Origin of the sequence: Helicobacter pylori, from assembly GCF_021062735.1 — a bacterium.
GTDB classification, from domain to species: Bacteria; Campylobacterota; Campylobacteria; order Campylobacterales; family Helicobacteraceae; genus Helicobacter; species Helicobacter pylori_DN.
In genome coordinates, this window is the sequence record NZ_JAHXLB010000005.1 from 25,674 (window position 1) to 45,824 (window position 20,151).

At 39.4% G+C, this 20,151-nt stretch carries 15 protein-coding genes, 1 other RNA gene and 1 pseudogene; 9 read left to right on the forward strand and 8 right to left on the reverse strand.

Annotated features, from left to right (window positions below):
• Positions 1–334: 334 nt before the first annotated feature.
• From hofF to secA, 3 genes are all read right to left on the reverse strand, one after another.
• Complete coding sequence (gene hofF, locus KX581_RS03130; protein WP_231175558.1) at positions 335–1,834, reverse strand: outer membrane beta-barrel protein HofF; 1,500 nt, start codon at positions 1,832–1,834, stop codon at positions 335–337.
• Between the two features lie 271 nt (positions 1,835–2,105).
• A complete protein-coding gene (locus KX581_RS03135; RefSeq protein WP_231175559.1) occupies positions 2,106–3,338 on the reverse strand; it encodes an ABC transporter permease in 1,233 nt (410 codons plus the stop codon).
• A complete protein-coding gene (secA, locus tag KX581_RS03140) occupies positions 3,328–5,925 on the reverse strand; it encodes a preprotein translocase subunit SecA (protein ID WP_231175560.1) in 2,598 nt (865 codons plus the stop codon). The genes KX581_RS03135 and secA overlap by 11 nt, the downstream gene beginning before the upstream one ends.
• A 146-nt stretch (positions 5,926–6,071) precedes the next feature.
• Here secA and lolA point away from each other — a divergent pair, with 146 nt between their 5' ends.
• The 3 genes from lolA (at position 6,072) to KX581_RS03155 (ending at position 7,646) form a co-directional block, all read left to right on the forward strand.
• A complete protein-coding gene (gene lolA / locus KX581_RS03145; RefSeq protein WP_231175561.1) occupies positions 6,072–6,626 on the forward strand; it encodes a LolA-like outer membrane lipoprotein chaperone in 555 nt (184 codons plus the stop codon).
• Between the two features lie 65 nt (positions 6,627–6,691).
• Positions 6,692–7,077, forward strand: a transfer-messenger RNA (tmRNA) gene (gene ssrA / locus KX581_RS03150).
• A 41-nt stretch (positions 7,078–7,118) separates the two neighbouring features.
• Positions 7,119–7,646, forward strand: coding sequence for a hypothetical protein (locus KX581_RS03155; RefSeq protein ID WP_231175562.1), 528 nt, complete (start codon positions 7,119–7,121; stop codon positions 7,644–7,646).
• A gap of 6 nt (positions 7,647–7,652) precedes the next feature.
• Here KX581_RS03155 and KX581_RS03160 read toward each other — a convergent pair whose 3' ends face one another.
• The 5 genes and pseudogenes from KX581_RS03160 to acnB all read right to left on the reverse strand — a co-directional run bounded on the left by KX581_RS03160 (position 7,653) and on the right by acnB (position 13,584).
• Positions 7,653–9,020: an outer membrane family protein gene (locus tag KX581_RS03160; protein WP_231175563.1), complete on the reverse strand. Its 1,368-nt coding sequence runs from the start codon at positions 9,018–9,020 to the stop codon at positions 7,653–7,655.
• A 93-nt stretch (positions 9,021–9,113) separates the two neighbouring features.
• Positions 9,114–10,403, reverse strand: a complete 1,290-nt coding sequence (locus KX581_RS03165) for an IS701 family transposase (RefSeq protein WP_231175564.1) — start codon at positions 10,401–10,403, stop codon at positions 9,114–9,116.
• 26 nt (positions 10,404–10,429) lie between these two features.
• Positions 10,430–10,610, reverse strand: a pseudogene (locus KX581_RS08405) (hypothetical protein).
• Positions 10,611–10,678: 68 nt separating this feature from the next.
• On the reverse strand, positions 10,679–10,945 hold the full coding sequence (locus KX581_RS03170) for a hypothetical protein (RefSeq protein ID WP_203262652.1): 267 nt from the start codon (positions 10,943–10,945) through the stop codon (positions 10,679–10,681).
• 80 nt (positions 10,946–11,025) lie between these two features.
• On the reverse strand, positions 11,026–13,584 hold the full coding sequence (acnB, locus tag KX581_RS03175; protein ID WP_231175565.1) for a bifunctional aconitate hydratase 2/2-methylisocitrate dehydratase: 2,559 nt from the start codon (positions 13,582–13,584) through the stop codon (positions 11,026–11,028).
• A gap of 129 nt (positions 13,585–13,713) precedes the next feature.
• On the opposite strand from acnB, the gene KX581_RS03180 reads away from it, so the two are divergent.
• The 6 genes from KX581_RS03180 to fabX all read left to right on the forward strand — a co-directional run bounded on the left by KX581_RS03180 (position 13,714) and on the right by fabX (position 20,147).
• Positions 13,714–14,397, forward strand: coding sequence for an MqnA/MqnD/SBP family protein (locus KX581_RS03180; protein ID WP_120968857.1), 684 nt, complete (start codon positions 13,714–13,716; stop codon positions 14,395–14,397).
• A gap of 108 nt (positions 14,398–14,505) precedes the next feature.
• A complete protein-coding gene (gene pyrH / locus KX581_RS03185; protein WP_231175566.1) occupies positions 14,506–15,228 on the forward strand; it encodes a UMP kinase in 723 nt (240 codons plus the stop codon).
• Between the two features lie 41 nt (positions 15,229–15,269).
• Positions 15,270–15,494: a DNA-directed RNA polymerase subunit omega gene (locus KX581_RS03190; RefSeq protein ID WP_000712202.1), complete on the forward strand. Its 225-nt coding sequence runs from the start codon at positions 15,270–15,272 to the stop codon at positions 15,492–15,494.
• Entirely contained in the window at positions 15,481–17,808 is a 2,328-nt protein-coding gene (locus KX581_RS03195) for a RelA/SpoT family protein (protein WP_231175567.1), read from the forward strand. Before KX581_RS03190 ends, KX581_RS03195 begins: the two co-directional genes overlap by 14 nt.
• 23 nt (positions 17,809–17,831) lie before the next feature.
• Positions 17,832–19,040: a tyrosine--tRNA ligase gene (tyrS, locus tag KX581_RS03200; RefSeq protein ID WP_180629447.1), complete on the forward strand. Its 1,209-nt coding sequence runs from the start codon at positions 17,832–17,834 to the stop codon at positions 19,038–19,040.
• A gap of 15 nt (positions 19,041–19,055) precedes the next feature.
• Positions 19,056–20,147 (forward strand): nitronate monooxygenase, encoded by a 1,092-nt coding sequence (fabX, locus tag KX581_RS03205; RefSeq protein ID WP_220954505.1) that lies wholly within the window; start codon positions 19,056–19,058, stop codon positions 20,145–20,147.
• Positions 20,148–20,151: the final 4 nt, after the last annotated feature.

Consider the following 20,151-nt stretch of genomic DNA (forward strand, 5'->3'; position numbering starts at 1 on the left):
GGGGATCTAGTTGGGGGTTAAGGGGGAGAATGATTTCAAAATACCCCCCTATCCCCTTATAAAATGAGTTTTAGATAAAAGTTTAAAATGAGTTTTTGAGTTTTGTGATAAGTTTAATAAAACAAATTTTAAAATGACAAAACAAAGCAACCAAAAGCCCATTTTAAAAATAAAAGTTTTAGTATCACAGAGCCAAAAATAGCATAATAAAAAAATTTAAAAATTCTAACGCTTTTTAAAAACAAGCCCTAAAATAGGCGATAAAGCGTTTTTAATGGCTATTTTTTGCTAGGCGTTTTAACAAACCCTTAAAGGGTTGTTATTTAAAGAGGGTTTAAAGCTTCCACACGATTTCGGTGAAAATATGGCTCCTGTCTTGATCGGTGGCGGGTTGGCTGTCTAATTTTGGCCCGTTCCACCCCATTTTATAGCCTTGATGCATCAACACATTATAATATTCAAATTTGATGTCGGCTGAGAAATTTTTAGTGAATTTATAGCCCAAGTTGAGCGATAGGACTTGTTCGTTCGCCCTAGGCCCATAAGTCAAACGCCCCAATAAACCCCAAAGGAATTTCCTATGCACCCCACCGCCAAAGGCAAACACGGTGAAAGCGTTCGCGTCCATCATGTAAGACAAAGAGTTAAGGGTGTTTGCATAAACGGTGTTCGTCCAAAAGTCAAAGCCCAAGCGGTTACCATGGTAGCCTATCATCCAGTTAGCGTTCCCAAAGGATTTATAAATCCCAAAACCGAAATTGTATTCATTCCATTCAAACTTTTGTTTGATCATCAAGCTGTGCGCGTTCTTACCGGCTGGCATGCCAAATTGATAGGTGTCCCAAAATCTTTTAGCGTAAAAGGGATTAAGCACGGTAATATCGGTTTGAGAGCGAAACCCTAAGCCAGTAAAAGTGGGGTTACTATCATAAGTGATCGTAAAGTTAGGGTCGTATTCGTTAAAGGGTGAAAAATAGACAAAAGGCTGAATGCTAAAACCCTTGTAATTCCAAATGATATAAAAGGCATGCACCCCAGGGTTTATGGTTTGCCCATTTTTAAGAGTGTAGGTTTTAGGCGAATAGAAATTATAAAGCCACTCATTATAGGCAAAGCCACGGCCAAAAGAGCTAAACCACCAGAATTTGAAATTCCCTAAGTTTAAGGTCATATCCAAGCCTTGGTTGTAACCACTCATATAATCCGCTGGGGATTCGTATCTCCCGCCCCTAATTTCAAAAATATCTCTGTAGTTGTAGTGCAAGTAAGCGTTATAAATCACATAGTTCCTGGTGTGATCGGCATAACTTTTTGCGCAAGTGGAAGCCTCTAAAGCTTCTTGATTAGACAACTGCGTCATTTCAGCTTGAGTCATCTTATCGTATTGGCCTTGGGTCAAATTCCCTGTGGCTAACCCGCAACTAGCCCATGGTTTTTGCCCCACAAGACCGCCCCAATAGCCCACATAGTTCCAAGTCATAGCCCCATAGGGTTTTCCTGTAACTTCGTTAATAAAATCCTTAGTGGTATCATAAATAACAGCACCCCCCCAACCCCCAAGACTCCCGTCTAAATGATGCCCATTAGCCGTAGCACTTTTGGGCAAGAGTTCCGTAAAATCTACTTGCATGTAAGCCATGATCGTCATAAAGGTTTCGGTAGGGTAAAGCCCTTTATTAGTGTTAATAGGTTTGTTATTGAAACCGACTTTAGAGAAACTTTCAGCACCCGCTTTAATTTTAGCGATTTTACCCAAATCAAAAGCTTGACTTTGAGAAGAGAATAAAAAAAGAAGCGTTGCGATATTTTTAGCAGATGCAACTTTATAGTTCATGTTTAACCCTTAGTATAAACAAAAAATAGAGTAAGCCAACACCATTCAAAGAAAATTTTTTCTTACAGATCTTGAGAGTCTAATCAGTCTGTTCATCTTTCGTCCTTTTTTCTACGAAGTCCGACTTACAAAGTTAATTCTTAACTAAGTCGTTCCTTATATTAGCATAATATTATTGTTTTTTTTAATTTTGAGGATAAAATTTTTCTTTGTTAATCAAATACAGACATTCAAAGCCTTATTTAATCTCAATATGATTTAATTTTTTAATTTATTCATTCCTTAACACGCTTAAAGCGTCAATATGAGAAGCTTTTTTAGACGGGTAATAAGAAGAAAGCGCTACGATAATGATAGAGCCTATTAAAGTGAGCGTAAAATCCATTAAAGACAAATCCAAAGGCAAGGTGTTAATGCCATAAACATCCGCTGGAAGCGAGATGATAGGGAACACGCTTAAAAGATACATGCTTAAAAACGCTAAAATTACCCCAAGCGCCACACCGCCTAAACCAATGATATTCCCCAAATAAAAAAAGGTTTTTTGGATTTCTTTTTGGCTGCTCCCCATGCTAAAGAGTAGGGCGATTTCTTTACGCCTGTTCATCACCACCATTAAAAGCGAGCTGATGATATTCAAAGACGCCATTAAAATAATGAGCATGAGCACAATGAATAACGCTCTTTTTTCTAATTCCATGGCCGAGAAAAAATTCCCATTTTGTTGCCACCACCCTTCAATGCCTATGCCATGGTGGTTGATGGTTTTTAAAGCGTTGCGTAAAATTTCAATATCCTTCATGGGCGTTTTAGAATACACATGCACCCCATCATAAAGCCCTAAGGGCAACCTCCTGATCGCACTTATGGCTTGAAGGCTAGAATACATGTAGCTCATGTCATAAGATTTTAGTCCTGAATCAAAATCGCCTTTGATGGTAAAACGCTTCATGATAGGGGAGAGCGTGAGGCCTGTTGGCTCTAATTCGGTGAAAAACAAATCGGCTTTTTGATTGAGATCTAAATTCAAGCTGTATCTCAAGCTTTTCCCCACGATCAAATTAAAAGGGTTTTTAAAAAGATCGTTTTCATTGGTGTTTTTTAAAGCGTCGTTTAAAACTTCATTAATACGCCTTTCTTTAGAAAAATCAACCCCAAACACCACGCCACCATTCATGGAATGCGCGCTTTTAATCAGGCTTTGAGTTTGCAAATAGGGGCTAAAAAGCAAATTAGGGAACTTTTTTTCTAAAGCTTGCACCACCTCTTCGCTGATCCCATAAGGGCTTGTGGTATAGAGCGTTAAGGGGTAGTTCATCACAAAAAGCTTTTTTTCAAATTCCTTACTCATGCCGTTCATGATCGCCATAGCCACAATTAAAACCATCACGCCAACCGCCACGCCAAAGAAAGCCAACAGGGCGGTGATGCTAATAAAAGGTTGGCTTTTATCAAAACGCAAATAACGCTTGATAAGGAAAAAAATCAACGATCTATTTGGCAAATAAGCCCTTTTTAGGCCCGCTTTTAGCGCAACAATCTTTATATTTTTTGCCGCTCCCACAAGGGCAAGGCTCGTTCCTTTTAGGGGTTTTAGCGAAAGCTTTCATGGTCGCATTCAAATCTTCATCTAAGGCTTCTTCATGGCGGTAGGTTATGCTCTCATGCTCTCTTTCTTCGCTAAAGTTATCCAAATAACGCTCCGCATCGCTAGAATCTTGCTCATTTTCAAACTGGATCTTAGAAAAGGTTTTGATCGCTTCCATTTTAATGTCTTCAATGAGTTCTAAGAAAAGGTTGTAACTCTCTTTTTTGTATTCTACAAGGGGGTCTTTTTGGTTATAGCCTCTTAAATTAATACCAGTTTTGAGATTATCCATCGTATAAAGGTGCTCTCGCCATGCGTTGTCTAAAATCTGCAAATACACGATTCGTTCAATCCGGCTTCTTTGTTCGCTATCTAAAACTTTCATTTTGTTTTCATAATCGCTTTTTAATTTTTCAGCGACAAAATTTTCAATAGGAGAGGCTTTTTCTAAATCTTCTAATCCAACATGAGCATTAAAATCTTCTTTTAAGATGTTTTTAAGCCCTAAAAGTTCCTCTTTAGACAGGTTTTGATGGTCAAAGGCTTTGAGTTTAGAAAAGATTTGATTGAGTGCGTATTCTCTGTTTTCAGCGATTTTAGCGCCAATATCGTAATTGGCATCTAATAACTCATCTCTAAATTTATACACGCTTTTTCGTTGCTCATTAGCGACATCATCATATTCCAACAAATGCTTACGGCTTTCAAAATGCAAGTTCTCCACTTTTTTTTGCGCGTTTTCCACCGCTCTTGTTACAAGCTTTGATTCAATGTGTTCGCCGTCTTTAAGCCCTAATTTTTCCATCACCCCCTTAATCCTATCGCTCCCAAAAATGCGCAACAGATTGTCTTCTAAACTCAAATAAAATTGGCTTGTTCCCGGATCGCCTTGGCGCCCGCTTCGCCCCCTTAATTGGTTGTCAATCCTACGGCTCTCATGCCTTTCAGTGCCAATGATATACAGCCCCCCAAGCTCTTTAATTTCATCAGTGAGCTTAATATCAACGCCTCTGCCTGCCATGTTAGTCGCAATCGTAACCGCTCCTTTAAGCCCGGCGTCTTTGATGATTTCAGCTTCTTTGGTGTGCTGCTTGGCGTTTAAAACGGTGTGAGGGATGCGTTCTTTCTTGAGTAAAGCGTGCAAGGTTTCACTCTTTTCAATGCTGGCCGTGCCAACTAAAACAGGCTGTCCCTTATCGTGTAATTCTTTAATCTTAAGGATCACAGCGTCAAATTTTTCTTTTTCACTCTTATAGATTAGATCGTTCAAATCTTTTCGCTTGATCGCTAGATTAGTAGGGATAGACACCACTTCTAAATTATAGATTTCTAAAAATTCTGTGGCTTCGGTTTGAGCCGTGCCTGTCATGCCAGCGAGTTTAGAAAACATCCTGAAATAATTTTGGAAAGTAATATCGGCTAAGGTTTGGCTCTCTTCTTTAATGCTCACGCCCTCTTTAGCCTCTAAAGCCTGATGCAAGCCCTCACTAAAGCGCCTCCCCTCAGACAAACGGCCGGTAAATTCATCTACAATCACCACTTCATTATTGGCTACAATATAATCTTTATCAATAAAAAAGAGGTAATTCGCTTTCAAGGCTTGATCTAAATGGTGCGATAAGGCGGCGTTTTCAATCTTGTATAAATTATCCACGCCAAAGAGGTTTTCGGCTTTTTTAATCCCCTCTTCAGTGATTAAAATCGCACGGTTTTTTTCGTCTATGGTGAAATCGGTTTCCACTTGCATGCTTTTAGCGACTTCATCAGCCTTGTTGTAATTTTCCATGCGCCTATCCACAGGCCCTGAAATGATTAAAGGGGTTCTCGCTTCATCAATTAAAATGGAATCTACCTCATCAACAATAGCGAACGCATGCGATTTTTGCACTTTATGCTCTAAAGAATATTTCATGTTATCCCTTAGATAGTCAAAGCCAAATTCATTATTAGTACCATAAACAATGTCTTTAGAATAAATTTCTAAACGCTCATCATCATCTCGCACGCTTGCGGTGATCGTGCCTACACTATAACCTAAGAAATGATACAACGGCTCCATTTCTTTAGAATCCCTATGCGCTAGGTAATCATTAACGGTTACCACATACACGCTCTCGCCCTTTAAAGCGTTCAAAGCCACCGCTAAAGTAGCGACTAAAGTTTTACCCTCTCCAGTTTTCATTTCAGCGATTTTGCCATCGTTTAAGACCATGCCCCCAATGAGTTGCACGTCAAAATGGCGCATCTTTAAGATCCTTTTGCTCGCTTCTCTAGTGATAGCAAAGCTTTCTGGTAAAACTTCTAAAAGGGTTTTTTCTTGTAAATCTTTTTCTGTGGATCGCACTCGTTTTTTTAATTCTTCAAAAGCGTTTTGCAGCTCATCATCGCTCATTTTTTCATAAGTAGGCTCTAAGGCGTTGATGGCTAGGACTTTTTTTTTGTATTGTTTGATCCAGCGATCGTTTCTGGTGCCAATGATTTTTCCAATTATTGCTTTTATCATAGTAGTAATAACCTTATTAAGAGTGCTTTAATCCCATTTATTTTATTAAAGCGTCAGTTTTTAATCCCATTTTAGCATGGATAAAATAAAAGTCTTGTAAAATAGAGAGTTTTATTGAGGTAAGAGATGATTTTAAGGTTTGAATGATGAAAGCTTTTTTAAAGATTTTAATGGTTTTGATTTTTATGAGCGTTGCTTATGCTAAAAATCCTTCAACGCTTTCTAAAGAAGAAGAGGTTTTGCAGCATTTGCAAAGTTTTAGCGCGAATTTCAAGCAGGTTTTAAAAAATGAAAAGCCTTTAGTTTATTATGGGGTTTTAAAGGCTAAAGCCCCTAATTGGGCTTTATGGGTTTATGAAAAGCCTTTAAAAAAAGAAATTTACATGAACGATAAAGAAGTGGTAATTTATGAGCCTAATTTGTTTCAAGCGACCATCACGCCCTTAAAAGACAAGACGGATTTTTTCACCATTCTCAAGCGCTTAAAAAAGCAAGATGACGGCTCTTTTAAAACGACTATCAACAAAACCACTTATCGTTTGGTTTTCAAAGACGGCAAGCCTTTTTCGCTGGAATTTAAAGATGAAATGAACAATCTTGTAACGATCACTTTTTCTCAAACAGAAATTAACCCCACCATTGCTGATGAAATCTTTGTTTTTAAGCCTAAAGATGAAAACATTGATATTGTGCGCCAATGATTTTTAATGATTCATTGCATTTTGTTAGCAAAAGTTGGCTAAAATAGACAAGCTTTTAAAATTATGGGGCTGACTTGGATTTCGACAGATTTCTTGTCGCACAGACAGCATGCCAAGTGCTGCTTGTAAAACAGCAACAAAAATAACTGTAAACAACACAGATTACGCTCCAGCTTACGCTAAAGCTGCGTGAGTTAATCTCCTTTTGGAGCTGGACTGATTAGAATTTCTAGCGTTTTAATCACTCCATAACCTTAAGCTAGACGCTTTTAAAAGGTGGTTCGCCTTTTAAACTAAGAAACAAGAACTCTTGAAACTATCTCAAGGTTTTAGAAAGTTGGACCAGAGCTAGTTTTAAGGCTAAAAAACTAACCAATTTTCTAAGCATTGTAGAAGTTTGTGTTTAGGACAAGATTTTTGGACTGGGGTTCGATTCCCCACAGCTCCACCATATTAAAAAGTATCATTTTTAAGCGTATTTAAGGAAGGTAAATGCAGAAGTTTTTCTCTCGTTTTAGAAGGTGGGCGTTGCCCTTTTATTTTGTGAGTGCTTTAGCAGCGATTGATATTGATGAAGTAACAGAAGCTCAAGCTAACAGCGTTAAATTAAGCGATCAGTTAGTAAGCCTGAGCGATAAGCTTTTAGAAAAAGCGGTGGATAGGGGGCGCAATACCGATCACTTAAAAGATCTTAACGATTTGCATGAAAAAATCAAACATTTGCACTTGATCTTAGAGCCTAAGCCTAAGGACAAAGAAAATAATCCTAACTTAAAAGATCATCAAGGCTCTGAAACGATTGAAATCGGCGAAGCGATTAAAAAGGCTTTAGGCGAGCCGGTATTCCCCCAAGACGCGCTAGACGCCGCTTTGCAAATTGACAAACAGCTGGATTCTTTCAAGCAAGACAATTTGGTTGATGTTAAGCCCTTAAAAGATATTTTAGCCCAACTAGAAGCCGAATTGAGAAAAGCCATTGATTTCCAAAAACAATGGCTCAATTCCACCAAGCCTAATTGATAGGGTTTAAAAAAAGAATTTCAAACTCACTATGAGATTGCTCCTGTCTTGTGTGTTCGCCTTAAAGGCTTTATCAAAAGGGCTAGTGAGATCATTAGTCTTATAGCCAGTGTGCATGCTCACCGCATAGTATTGTAAATTCACATCAACGCTAGCAAAAAAACCCCATTTATAACCCAAGTGCAAGTCAATGGATCTTTCGCTCGCTCTGGTGGCGTAAGTGTATCTGCCTAAAATACCCCATAAAAACTCTCTATACACGCCCCCACCAAAGACATATCCGCTAACAGAGTCTGCGGTAACAGCGTTACTAAAAACCAAACCATAAACGCTGTTACTTCTTATGTCAAAAGGGATTGGGTTACCATACCAGCCAATCCTTGCGTTAGCGTTGCCAAAATTTTGGTAATAACCAAAGCCAAAGTTAAATTCGTTGTAGTCAAAGCGTTGGTGGATTAAAAGCGATGAACCCCACTCGCCAATCTTAGAGTTACGCCAATACACATCGTATAAATCTTTAGCATAAACGGGGAAAATTACATTGATAAGGGTTTGAGATCGTAACCCTAAACCTCTAAATTTTGGGTTGCTATCAATATGGATTTTAATCCCGGGCGCTTCGTAAGTCTTAGGTGAAAAATAAAAAAAGGGCGTGGCTTTAACATGTTTGCTAGAAAAATAGAGTTGCACCGCATGAATGCCATCATTAACATCTTTTCTGCCGTCTTCAGTAACAATAGGGGCATACCAATCTCGTATCCATTGCCCCATAGCCAAAGCCCTCCCAAAAGAGCTGAACCATTTTAACGCCACTTTAGGTTTGATTTTATATTCTACTTCAAAACCCTCTGTATAACCGCTCATAAAATCCATGTTAGAAAGGTAACGCCCTAATTTGATGTGGAATTTATCGCCATAAGAATAAAATAAATAGGAATTATATAAGACATAATTACGGGTGTGAGCGTCAGATTCTATGCGAGAGTCTTTCCAAGGAGCGTTGCCTAAATACCCCCACCAACGCCCTATGAAGTAATAAAGTTCTGAGCCATAGACTTGATGCGTGGCTTGGTCTATGAGCGTTTTTGTGGAATCGTAAGCGAGCGCTCCTAAAATCCCGCCAACGCCTATTTTTAGGCTGTGTTTTTCAATGCTTTTAGGGAGCAGATTGGAATCGACTTGAAGCTTGATTGTGGCGGTTACAAAAGTGGCTGTAGGGAAAATGCCTTCTTTGGAATTGAGTTTGGAATGGTTAAACCCCACTTTAGAAAAGGATTCTGCTACCCCGCTAAACTTATAATCAAAAGCCAATAAAGGGCTTTGATTATAAAGAATGGAAACAAACAATAGAGATAATTTTTGAAATTTTAACATAGAATAACCTTTGTTTAATTTTCGCTCGCATCGTAATCCAATTTTATTAAAAAACCTATTAAAAATGAAAGTATTCAAATAATTATCTAAATATTATTCTTTTTTGGTTCCGCTTCCATTTTTTATCGGCTCAAAAGAATACCCCAAAGCCTGATAAATTTGATTGTGGTAACGGACCTGATTGTCTTCTAAACTCTCTTGAAAAGATTTTTTAAAATGCGGATCCAGCGTGTTTAAAAACACCTCTAGCCCTATCGCGCTGGAATAATTCACCCAATCATGCCTTAAATCGCTCTCCAATAAGGAGGCGTATTCTATCAGCGTTTCATCGCTATTTTGTAAGGCATTGACAATGAATAAATTTTTTCTGTCTTTGGGCTGGGTGAGTAAGAGTAAAGAGGGGTTGAAGTTGATTTGTGTGGAAAGGATTTTAAAGGGCTTGTATTCTAAAAGCCCTATTTGAGAAAGGATTAGACCGCTTTTAGTGGTAGGGGTGTTTAAAATCAAGGTAGAATTTTTAAAAAACGCATCATTTTTTCTAAAATTTTTAGAAAAACTGGTGGCTTGCTTGTAAGAAATATTTTCTTGGTGTTTGACTGCAATGTTTAAAGACTCCGTGATTTGCCTCAAGCGTTCGCCTATTAGGCCATCATCATCGTATTCAATCACGGGCGAATTAGGGCTAATGAAAGCCGTGAGCATGCCTAATTGCTCTTTATAGTCAATCCCCCCAAAATACAAGCGCTCGCTTAAAGAACGATCGGTATGATTTTCTAATTGTGCTTTATTCACCGTAGGCACATAAGTAGGGGTGCTAATGGTAGTGTTTTGGATCAAATTTTCCACGCCCTCTTTAGTCAATAAGGCTATCACAAAAGGGAATTTTTCTTTTTCAATTTCTTTATAGGTTTGCTCTAATTTTTCAGGACTCTCTTCATCGCTGTCAAAGACTTGGATATTGAAATCGTTGTTTCTGGTGTTCAAATACGCTAAAAGGGTGTTCATCACCGAAATCGCATAACGCCCCACCACCTTTTTAGGCAGTAAAACCGCTAATTCAATCTTAGGTTCATAGCTTTCTTTAGCTGGAGTTTGAGAAGCGATGAATACGGGGTTGAGTTTATTGAGTATGTCTTTGTAATAAGTTTTAAGACTTTCATCTTGGTTGTCGTTATCGTATTGAGAAACAAAAGAAAAAATTTGATTTTGCAACATCAAGTCTTTCAAGCATTCCAAAGAGCAAGGCTCTGTCTTAATGATTTGCTGGTGCGCTGGGGGCAAGGGGGAAAACAGATAGCTTTTAGCGTTCAAGCTTATCGCGCAAAAAGTGGAAACAATCAGCACAAGGCGTTTGAAAAATCTTTTTCTTAAGGCGTATGGCATTTTTTAATATCTTTAAACTGAATTTCCTAAAATTTTATTATATAATATTTAATAAGGGGACTGATTTTACCCCTACAATCCAACAAGAGAGCTTTTTTCAAGGCATGTGGGTTAAACGCACTTTTAAACACTCAAACCCTATAAAATCCCCATTATAAGGGCACAAAGCGAAAACCAAAACCCCCTAACTTTTAATTTTTCAACCATATTTTTCAACCATTAAAGGATTGCATCAAAGGATCAAATGGTGCATGCTCTCATGCTTTGATGATCCCCTAGCGCCAATTATAGATATAAGGCCTTAAGCTAATGCAATAATCTCTAGTGCTTAATATATCCTTACGCATGTCCCCTAATTGCCCAGACAACACTTCTTGCACTTTTCTTAAATTGTTGATCTCAGTGTTTTGTGCACTGATGACTTTTTTTAAATCCCTTATTTCTTTAATCAAATCCGCGTTACTGATCGTTTTATTGTCTTGCACTGGATCCGCGCTTAAAAAAGCCAACACTACACACCAACTCACAACGATTTTTTTCATCACCACTCTCCTTTTTTATCCTCTCTCAACACTCAGTCATAGCCAAATAAAAGGGATCACCCCTTTTAATGGAAATAAAACTAGAGCCTGAAATTCTCCATTAAATTAAAATTCATGTAGCGATAAATCTTGTCTTTTTGGCTCTCTAGCTTTTCGCTCACTAAGTTCATGTATTCTTCTTTAGTGGGGATTCTCCCTAGTAAAGCACACGCCGCCCCAAGCTCCGCGCTGCCTAAATACACTTTAGCCCCTCTGCCCATACGATTATCAAAATTCCGTGTGGAAGTAGAAAAGACGACCGCATTATCCCTAACCCTCGCTTGATTGCCCATGCACAAGCTACAGCCTGGGACTTCAGTCCTTGCCCCGGCAGCCCCAAAAATCGCATAATAGCCCTCATTAATAAGCTCTTGTTCGTCCATTTTACTGGGTGGCACTACCCAAAGGCGTGCTTGACTGGGAGGAGCGTTTTTAACGATTTCGCCAAAGGCTCTAAAATGCCCGATATTCGTCATGCAAGATCCAATAAATACTTCATCAATAGCATGCGGTCTTTTGCCGGTCATATCCGCTAAAACTTCGCTCAAAGTAGCGACATCATCGGGGTCATTAGGGCATGCCAAAATAGGCTCCGTGATTTCTGCCACATCAATTTCAATGACAGCAGCGTATTGAGCGTTACTATCTGGCTCTAACAATACCGGATTATCCACCCAAGCTTGCATCGCATCTTTGCGTTTTTTCAAAGTCTCTTTATCTTCATAACCGCTTGCAATCATCTCATCAATCAGCTTGATATTGGATTTCAAGTATTCAATCATCGGCTCTTTATTCAAACGCACCACGCAAGCAGCCGCGCTCCTTTCGGCGCTCGCATCGCTTAGTTCAAAGGCCTGCTCCATTTTAATATCAGGCAAGCCTTCAATCTCTAAAATACGCCCGTTAAAGACATTGATTTTACCCTTTTTCTCCACCGTGAGTAACCCTTTTTTAATCGCATAATAAGGGATTGCATTCACTAAATCCCTTAAGGTGATCCCAGGATTCATTTCACCTTTAAAACGCACCAACACCGATTCTGGCATGTTCAATGGCATCGTGCCTGTAACCGCTGCAAAAGCGACTAACCCACTCCCTGCCGGGAAACTAATGCCTAAAGGGAAACGGGTGTGGCTATCCCCCCCTGTGCCTAAAGTGTCAGGCAATCCCATGCGATTCAGCCATGTATGGATCACGCCATCGCCCGGATGCAACGCCACACCGCCTCTTTGAGTGATAAAGCCAGGCAAGGTTGCATGCAAACTCACATCGCTAGGTTTTGGGTAAGCGGCGGTATGGCAAAAACTCTGCAACACAAAAGGCGCATCAAATTTCAAACTCGCTAATTCTTTAACCTCATCTCTAGTCATCGCCCCTGTGGTGTCTTGACTGCCCACGGTGGTAACCTTTGGCTCACAATAAGCGCCAGGTAAGATCCCTTTCACCCCGCAAGCACGGCCTACGATTTTTTGGGCTAAAGTGTAGCCTTTAGCGTCGCTTTTAGGAGCGGCTGGTTTTTTGAACGCTTCAGATTCGCCTAGCCCTAAAAATTTACGTGCTTTATTAGTCAAACCCCTACCGATGATTAAAGGGATACGCCCAGAAGCCCTGACTTCATCTAATAAGGTTTCAGGCTCTAGCTTAAAGGTGCTAACCACTTTATCGTTTAGCGTGATTTCGCCTTTATAAGGATAGATTTTAATCCTATCGCCCTCTTTTAAATCCTTAACATCAGCCACAATGGGTAACGCCCCACTATCTTCACAAGTCGCAAAGAAAATCGGAGCGATCACCCCCCCAATCACAATGCCCCCACTCCTTTTATTAGGCACAAAAGGAATGTCCTTACCAAAATGCCACATGATAGAGTTTGTCGCGCTTTTTCTAGAGCTTCCTGTGCCAACCACATCGCCCACATACACTACAGGAACGCCTTTAGTTTTAATGGCTTTTATGCGTTGTTCGTAATTTTCAATCCGGTTTTTTAGCATGGCTTTGGCGTGTAAAGGAATATCGCTTCGTGTGAAAGCATCGCTCGCTGGGCTTAAATCATCGGTATTGGTTTCGCCATCAATCTTAAACACGCACGCTTCAATGCATTCATTCAAAGGCTCTTTATTCAAAAACCATTCAGCGTTCGCCCAAGACTCTAGCACCTCTTTAGCTAAAGCGTTAGTTTTACTCATTGCGGCGATCTTATCAAACGATCCATAGACTAAAAGAGTGGTTTTTAACGCTTTTGCGCTCTCTTTAGCGATGTTTTTGTCTTGACTCTCTAAGCCCATAATCAAAGGCTCTACATTATACCCCCCAAGCATCGTGCCTAAAAGAGTGGTCGCTTCTAAAGCGCTAATGTGTGCGCATTCTAGTTTTTTTTGAGACAATTTGGCTAAAAATTCCGCTTTCACTTTCGCCCCCTCATCAACCCCAGGGCTTACTCTGTGAATGAGTAATTCTTTAGCGAAAGCGGCGTTTGTAGGATCTTTCATTAAAATCTCAACGACGGCTTGAACTTGTTTAGCGCTTAAGGGGAGTGGTGGGATACCCTCACTTTCTCTTTCTGAAACGCTTTTTTTGTAATCTTCTAAAAAATCTTTCATCATTTCTCCTTTTTAAATAGTATTACTCACTAATGCATTGCAAACTACTCCATGATAACAAAACTCTTTTTACTTTTAGTTAAGTTGTAAGAAACTTTAGCTACCATGCGATACAAAAAAGGATTTTAAGTGCGTTTTGGTAAAATTGATTATTTGAACATGCTCCCTTTTGATGTGTTTATCAAATCCTACCCCACCCCTTGTTATTTCAAACAATTTTTACGGCTTAAAAAAACCTACCCCTCCAAACTCAATCAAAGTTTTTTATTCAGGCGTATTGATGCGGGCTTTATTTCTTCTATCGCTGGCTATCAATTCGCTCTTTATCCTTATTCTCTAGGTATTGTCGCTTATAAGGAAGTTTTAAGCGTGCTGGTTGTGGATACAAAAAACGCTTTTGATAAAGAAAGCGCTTCTTCAAACGCCCTCTCTCAAGCGCTAGGGTTAAAGGGCGAAGTGTTAATCGGCAATAAAGCGTTGCAATTTTATTATTCCAACCCCAAAAAAGATTTTATAGATTTAGCCGCTCTGTGGTATGAAAAAAAACGCTTGCCGTTTGTTTTTGGGCGTTTGTGTTATTATCAAAACAAGGATTTTTACAAGCGTTTGTCTTTAGCTTTCAAACATCAAAAAACAAAAATCCCTTACTACATCCTTAAAGAAGCCGCTTTAAAAACCAACTTAAAACGCCAAGACATTCTGCATTACTTGCAAAAAATTTACTACACTTTAGGCAAAAAAGAACAATTAGGCCTTAAAGCGTTCTATCGTGAATTGTTATTTAAACGCATTCAAAAACCCAAGCGTTTTTAGTGATTCGCTGGGAATGTAGGCTTAAAATTCAGAAAGGGTGTTTTTAAGCAAGATTAGGTTACAATCACAAGTTTTATTAAAATTTTATTAATTAATTAAGAAGGGATCATGCAAGCAAAAATAAAAAACAAACGGGTTTTGGTGAAATTTTCTGGGGAAGCGTTAGCTGGGGACAACCAGTTTGGGATTGACATTCATGTGTTAGATCACATCGCTAAAGAGATCAAAAGCTTAGTGGAAAACGATATTGAAGTGGGTATTGTGATTGGTGGAGGCAATATCATTAGGGGGGTTAGCACGGCTCAAGGGGGGATCATTAGGCGCACCAGTGGGGATTATATGGGCATGTTAGCCACCGTGATTAATGCGGTAGCCATGCAAGAAGCTTTAGAGCATATCGGCTTAGACACAAGAGTGCAGAGCGCGATTGAAATCAAAGAAATTTGTGAAAGTTACATTTACAGAAAAGCGATCAGGCATTTAGAAAAGGGTAGGGTGGTGATTTTTGGCGCAGGCACGGGAAACCCGTTTTTCACTACGGATACGGCGGCCACTTTAAGAGCGATTGAAATTGAATCGGATTTAATCATTAAAGCGACTAAAGTGGATGGCATTTACGATAAAGATCCTAACAAATTCAAAGACGCTAAAAAATTAGACACTTTAAGCTATAACGATGCCTTGATAGGGGATATTGAAGTGATGGACGATACCGCTATTTCTTTAGCTAAAGACAATAAGCTCCCCATTGTGGTGTGTAACATGTTCAAAAAGGGGAATTTATTGCAAGTGATCAAGCACCAACAAGGCGTATTTTCTATGGTAAAATAAGCCCTTTAAAATTGGATAGAACTCAAAATAAAAGGATCAGTTTGAAAAAAGAGAGAACAGAGAGTTTAGTCGCTCAAGCCTTAAAAAATATTGGGAACGACCGCTACATGCTAGATAATTTAGTTTTCGCTCGTGTGAAACAATTAAACGCCGGAGCCAAAACTTTAGTGAATATGGACCCTAAACGCCATAAATTAGTGGATATTGCCATTAGAGAAATCGCTGAAGGGAAAATTGATATAGACAGGATAGATGAACGAAATTGATAAATCCGTTGATATCGGATTCTTACGGATTCTTGATGTTATTAAAAAAGTTACGACCCCAAAGGGTGGCATTGAAATCTTAAGGACTTTAATTGATTCCACACCCAAAATTGAAAACGCCCTAAATTTAGCGGCCAAAAGCCATAAGGGGCAATATAGAAAGAGCGGCGAGCCTTATATCGTCCATCCTATTTGTGTGGCAAGCTTGGTAGCGTTTTGTGGGGGCGATGAAGCGATGGTGTGCGCTGCACTTTTGCATGATGTGGTGGAAGACACGCCTTGTAAGATTGAAACGATTGAGCAAGAATTTGGGCAAGATGTGGCTAATTTAGTGGATGCGCTCACTAAAATCACTGAAATCAGGAAAGAAGAGTTAGGGGTGAGCTCTCAAGATCCCAGAATGGTGGTTTCAGCGCTCACTTTTAGAAAGATTTTAATTAGCGCGATACAAGATCCAAGAGCCTTAGTGGTAAAGATTAGCGACAGGTTGCACAACATGCTCACCTTAGACGCCTTGCCTCATGACAAGCAGGTGCGTATTTCTAAAGAGACTCTAGCGGTGTATGCCCCTATAGCGAGTCGATTGGGCATGTCTTCAATCAAAAATGAATTAGAAGACAAGAGCTTTTATTATATTTATCCAGAAGAATATAAAAATATCAAGGAATATTTGCACAAAAACAAGCAGTCTTTACTCTTAAAACTCAACGCTTTTGCGAGCAAGTTAGAAAAAAAACTTTTTGATAGCGGGTTTAGCCATTCGGATTTTAAACTCGTTACAAGGGTGAAACGCCCCTATTCTATCTATCTTAAGATGCAACGAAAGGGCGCGGTTAATATTGATGAAATTTTGGACTTGTTAGCCATTAGGATTTTATTGAAAAACCCGATTGATTGCTATAAAGTTTTAGGGATTATCCATTTGAATTTCAAACCCATTGTCTCCCGTTTTAAAGATTACATCGCTTTACCGAAAGAAAATGGCTATAAGACGATACACACGACCATTTTTGATGAATCTTCTGTTTATGAAGTGCAGATCCGCACCTTTGATATGCATATGGGGGCGGAGTATGGTAATTCAGCCCACTGGAAGTATAAAGCTGGGGGCGTGGATAATGAAGATCATCATGAGGGCATGAGGTGGTTGCAAAATTTTAAATACCATGACAGCGATTTGAAAAACGACCCTAAGGAATTTTACGAACTCGCTAAGAACGATTTGTATCGTGAAGATATTGTCGTTTTTTCGCCTCATGGGGACACTTACACCTTACCGGTAGGAGCGATTGCTTTAGATTTTGCTTACATGGTGCATAGCGATTTGGGCGATAAAGCCACGGACGCTTATATCAATAGTAAAAAAGCCTTACTCAATCAGGAATTAAGGAGTGGGGATGTGGTTAAAATCGTTAAAGGCGATAAAATAATACCTCGTTTCATTTGGATGGATCAGCTTAAAACTTCTAAGGCTAAAAACCATTTGCGCATCCAAAGAAGAAATCGCTTGAAAGAAATTGATACTAAGAGCATGGTAAATATTCTAACGACTTTTTTTGGGCGCTCTGTTTTTGAAGATGTGGATTTGAAAGATTATAAAAACTTTGAAGAAAAATTAACAGATTGCGGGGTGGAGACTACTTTAACAGAAGCGATGAAAAGCTTTGAAAATTTATCCAAGCTCACTGAAGAAATTGAAAATAAAGTGTTTTCTTTAAAAGAAGATGCGATTTTAGAATACCAAGAGATGAGTTTATGGACTCGAGGTTTGAGGTATTTGGGTTTTAAAACCAATGTTTTGAATTTTTTAGCCCCCAATCGGCAGTGGCAGTGTAAGGAATTAGAACATTTTAGCGTTTGTTCAAGCAACGCTTTAGAAATCAAACAGGTGTTGTTGAATGATTGTTGTTACCCTAAATATGGCGATGAAATCATTGCGATTGTAACGGATTTAAAAGATCCAAAAGCGGTTGCACACCATAAATTTTGCAAAAAAGCGATGGCGGAAGTGGACGCTAAAGCGCCTATGGTTTATATAGAATGGCACAAACGGGATCGAACGATTTATAAAATGATGTTTTATTTAGGCGAAAAAAAGTCGGTTTTAGCGGGTTTGTTAACTTTTTTAAACAGGAATGAATGCAATATTGTGGGCGTGTCTTACCTAGGCTATAAAGACAAATATTCTAGCCATTGTGAAGTGAGTTTTGAAATAGCCACGGATAAGGCGGATTGGATCAGAGCCTTAATCAATCGCAAATATCAGGATAGGATTGTAGAATTATCCAGTCTGGATGATGCTTATGAATCATAATAAGCCCTAATTAAGGAATGAACATGGAACAAAAAGTCAGTACCGCCTTAAAAGAGATCAAAAGAGGCGCTAATGAAATCATTGGATTAGAATACATTGAAAAGCTGGTGAGAAAATATTACGAAACCAATGAACGCTTTATCGTTAAAGCCGGGTTTGATCCTACCGCTCCCGATTTGCATTTAGGGCATACGGTATTGATCCAAAAATTAGCTTTATTGCAACAATATGGGGCTAGGGTTAAGTTTTTGATTGGGGATTTTACCGCTATGATAGGCGATCCTACAGGGAAAAATGAAACCAGAAAGCCCTTAAACCGGGAGCAAGTCTTAGAAAACGCTAAAACTTATGAAGAGCAAATCTATAAAATTTTAGATGAAAAACACACCGAAGTGTGCTTTAATTCCACTTGGTTGGATGCTTTAGGCGCAAAGGGCATGATAGAATTGTGCGCGAAGTTTTCAGTCGCTAGAATGCTAGAAAGGGACGATTTTGCTAAACGCTATAAAGAAAATCGCCCCATTAGCATCGTGGAATTTTTATACCCTTTGTTGCAAGGCTATGATTCAGTGGCGATGGATGCGGATATTGAGCTTGGGGGCAATGATCAAAAGTTTAATTTGCTGGTGGGGCGTTTTTTGCAACGAGCTTACGGCTTGAATAAAGAGCAGTCTATCATTACCATGCCTTTATTAGAGGGGCTTGATGGGGTGCAAAAAATGAGTAAAAGCTTGGGGAATTATGTGGGGATCACTGAAGAGCCTAATGCGATGTTTGGGAAGATCATGAGCGTGAGCGATGATCTCATGTGGCGATACTACACCCTTTTGAGCGCTAAGACTTTAGAAGAAATTGAAGACTTAAAACATGGTATTTTAAATCAGACCTTGCACCCTAAAGCCGTTAAAGAGGATCTCGCTGGTGAAATCGTGGCTCGTTATTATGATAATGATCAAGCATTCAAGGCTAAAGAGCAATTTTCTAAAGTGTTTAGCGCAAACCTTTTGCCCGAAATTTTATCAGAGAGCGATTTTGATGAAGGGGTTGGGATTTTAGATGTGTTAAAACAGATTGGCTTTTGCCCATCCACTTCACAAGCCAGGCGCGATATTCAAGGGGGAGGGGTAAAGATTAATCAAGAAGTGATAAAAAATGAGAGTTATCGTTTTGTTAAAGGAAATTATGTTATACAGCTTGGTAAGAAAAGATTTATGAAATTAAATATTAACTAATTTAAGGAAAGAGCTATGGTATCAACACTCAAACCGCTAAAAATCGGTAAGCACACCATAAAATTCCCTATCTTTCAAGGGGGTATGGGTGTGGGGATTAGCTGGGATGAACTAGCTGGAAATGTTGCCAAAGAAGGGGCTTTAGGAGTGATTTCAGCCGTAGGGACTGGTTATTATAAAAACATGCGTTTTGTAGAAAGGATTGTGGCTAAAAAACCCTTTGAAGCTTTGAATTTTTACTCCAAAAAAGCGTTGAATGAGATTTTTGCAAACGCTAGGAAAATTTGTGGGAACAACCCTTTGGGGGCGAATATTTTATACGCTATCAATGACTATGGCCGTGTTTTAAGGGACTCTTGTGAAGCGGGAGCGAACATCATTATTACAGGGGCTGGTTTGCCCACTAACATGCCTGAATTCGCTAAGGATTTTAGCGATGTGGCGCTCATCCCTATTATTTCTTCAGCGAAGGCTTTAAAAATCCTTTGTAAAAGATGGAGCGATCGGTATAAAAGAATCCCGGACGCATTCATTGTGGAAGGGCCTTTGAGTGGGGGGCATCAGGGCTTTAAATACGAAGATTGTTTCAAAGAAGAATTCCGATTAGAAAACTTAGTGCCTAAAGTCGTGGAAGCTTCTAAAGAATGGGGGAATATCCCTATCATCGCTGCTGGGGGGATTTGGGATAGGAAGGATATAGACACCATGTTAAGCCTTGGAGCGAGTGGGGTGCAGATGGCGACTCGTTTTTTAGGCACGAAGGAATGCGACGCTAAAGTGTATGCCGATCTTTTGCCCACGCTCAACAAAGAAGATATTTTACTCATTAAATCGCCTGTAGGCTATCCGGCTAGGGCTATTAATACGGGGGTGCTCAAACGCATTGAAGAGGGTAATGCGCCCAAAATCGCATGCGTGAGCAATTGTGTAGCGCCTTGTAACAGGGGTGAAGAGGCTAAAAAGGTGGGCTATTGCATCGCTGATGGCTTGGGGCGCAGTTATTTAGGGAACAGAGAAGAGGGGCTTTATTTTACCGGGGCTAACGGCTATAGAGTGGATAAGATTATCAGCGTGCATGAATTGATTAAAGAGCTTACAGAGGGTTAATTTG